Raw genomic sequence first — 2,243 nt, forward strand, 5'->3', positions numbered from 1 at the left:
TTTTGAATGAAGGTAAGCTTATAGCCAATCCTATTTTTGTTAGTAAAGAAGATTGCACAGCATATAAATACATTGTAAGACACATGAAACAGAAAGGTATTGACTTTACTATAGATTTCCCCATTTGGGCATGGCATTCATGCAATGGTTACCAAAAGAAGCCTACTATTATTTATAAATGCTTTATTTAAGCATTTATATTAGTTACATAATGAAAATTCTTAAATAGTTTTTAAACATTTTTTAAAAGTTGTAATTCTACATGTATCGTAAGACTATTTCCATGACTTTCAGCCCATACTTTACCCTCATGCAATTCAATTGTGCGCTTTACAATTGCTAAACCAATTCCGGATCCATGTATTTGACTCGACCGTGATTTATCAACTCGATAAAACTTCTCAAACATCTTGCTTAATTCTTGTGCTTCAAGATGATCTGTTTTATTTGTAATACAAATAAATGCCTTATCTTCTTCTTTTTTTAGTTCCACTATTACTGTTGAATTTGAAAAACTATATTTTTCAGTATTAGATAGTAAATTATCAAATACACGCACCAGTTTTTCTATATCTGCCCATACCCAAATATCCTTATTAATGATATTTAGTTTAACAATTAATTGCTGTTTTTCAAAAATCGGGATATACTCTCCTACTAGCTGACCTAACAAATTGCCCAATTCTACTTTTTCTTTTCTCAACTTAACATCAGGTAAAGATAATTTTGTGTATTCAAACAATTCATTAATGAGAGTTTTTAATTTTAATGTTAAATTATACGTATTTTGAATATACATTTCTAATTCTTCTTTATTTCGATATTGTTTTACATTTACTAATGCTAAATATCCAATAATAGACGTTAAAGGGGTACGCAAATCATGAGAAATATTAGTAATAAATTCACTTTTACCTTTCTCAATTGCTCTCTCTTTCTCAAAACGCTCCCTTAATTGACTAGCCATCCAATTAATATTATAAGCTAAAGAAGATAATTCATCTTTTCCTTTAACACGTATGGAATGTTTCCAATCTTTTTTTACAATCTTTTGAATACCTCGTTCAATTTCTTTAATGTATCTTGTAATAGGGATCATAAACAGCAAAAATAAAAGGATGAAAATTAATATACTGCTTACCAAAGCAAGTAATAGATTTTGATTATATTGAGTTGGCGAGATTGTTTTATTCGAATTTGGAGATTGTACCATTACATATCCAATTCCATCTTGAAATGAAACTGGTGAAACAAACAATATGAACTTCTCAAACAAAGGATTTCTGACGTTTGGTGTAACATTTAATTTCTCCTGTAATAATTCCTGTGGGAGATTATCCTGCAATTGAAAATTATGTGAACGATAGATAATATGGCCTTTATAATCTAATACTAAAAACCTTAAATTTTCATTCTTCTTTTGGATAGATTGAATCATCGGTATAACTTGTTCTATATGCCCAGATTCCAAATTACGCTTTTGTATATCATTAGTTATCCCTATCGCTATTTCCCTTATTTCGGCTTCTTTTTCAATCTGTTGATTATAAGAAAGTAGATTTGCACTTTTCATTGCTATGAGAAAAAAAGTAACAACCGCAACGATGAAACAGAGCAAAAAAATTAAAATAAGCTTTATATTTAAGCGTGTAGAAAAGAATATATTATCCCTTAATTTCGTACGATCGATCATACTCTATAGCCAACTCCCCATACTGTTTTTAAATAAACAGGCTGACGAGGGTTTTCTTCAATTTTTTCCCGTATTTTAGTAATATGAACCATGACTGTATTATCTGATTTATAAAATGAATCTTCCCAGACCATCTCGTATATTTTTTCTACACTAAAAACCTTTCCTTTATTTCTCACTAATAAAGAAAGTATGTCAAATTCCTTTGGAGTTAACCTTACTTCTTCATTTCTAATGAAAACTTGTCTTGTCTCCTCGTCTACCTTAAGATGGCCTATTTCATGAATAAATTGTTTTACTTCTTCTGTTTGATAAACACGATATCTTCGTAATTGAGATTTAATTCTTGCCATTAATTCAAGTGGATTAAACGGTTTGGTAATGTAGTCTTCTGCCCCACTCATTAATCCCTGGATCTTATCTATATCCTCATCTTTAGCTGACAAAAAAATTATAGGCATTTGATATTGTTCTCTTATTTTTAAACAAGCCTCTATGCCATCCATTTTCGGTAACATAATATCTAAAATGATTAAATCAATTGTTGTAT

2 protein-coding genes and 1 pseudogene are annotated in these 2,243 nt (G+C 29.5%); 1 reads left to right on the forward strand and 2 read right to left on the reverse strand.

The window, feature by feature from the left end:
* Positions 1-167: pseudogene (locus ACQGS6_RS26915) on the forward strand (DUF3841 domain-containing protein); the annotation flags it as partial.
* A 65-nt stretch (positions 168-232) separates the two neighbouring features.
* Here the strand turns inward: ACQGS6_RS26915 and ACQGS6_RS26920 are convergent.
* Both ACQGS6_RS26920 and ACQGS6_RS26925 read right to left on the reverse strand, forming a co-directional pair.
* Positions 233-1,573 (reverse strand): sensor histidine kinase, encoded by a 1,341-nt coding sequence (locus ACQGS6_RS26920; protein ID WP_426965907.1) that lies wholly within the window; start codon positions 1,571-1,573, stop codon positions 233-235.
* 116 nt (positions 1,574-1,689) lie between these two features.
* On the reverse strand, positions 1,690-2,243 hold a 554-nt coding region (locus ACQGS6_RS26925; protein WP_426965908.1), incomplete at its 5' end, for a response regulator transcription factor.

Source organism: Bacillus sp. GMs2/2 (assembly GCF_050172095.1).
Lineage (GTDB): Bacteria > Bacillota > Bacilli > Bacillales > Bacillaceae_G > Bacillus_A > Bacillus_A cereus.